We start from the raw sequence: 271 nt of genomic DNA, 5'->3' as shown, positions 1-271 counted from the left end.
GCGGCCGTCGGTCCAGCCGGCCGTGGCCAGCTGCTGGCGGGCCTGGGTGACCTGCTCGGCGGTGAGGACGTCGGGAATGTGCAGCAGCATGGTGGGCTCCAGCCCCTCCCGCACGAGCGCGCGGGAGGGGGCGTATCGCTTAGAACTTGAAATTGAAGGCCAACGTGGCCGAGCGGCCCGGCGCGATGGCGGCGTAATGCGAAGCGTACGCCTTGGTGAAGTAGGTTTTGTTGGTCAGGTTCTGCACGTTCAACTGCAGGCTGTAGCGCTC

The organism is Dryocola clanedunensis (assembly GCF_038405435.1).
Classification (GTDB): domain Bacteria; phylum Pseudomonadota; class Gammaproteobacteria; order Enterobacterales; family Enterobacteriaceae; genus Dryocola; species Dryocola clanedunensis_A.
The sequence above is the reverse complement of the archived record's forward strand: the minus strand, read 5'-3'. Positions refer to the sequence as shown.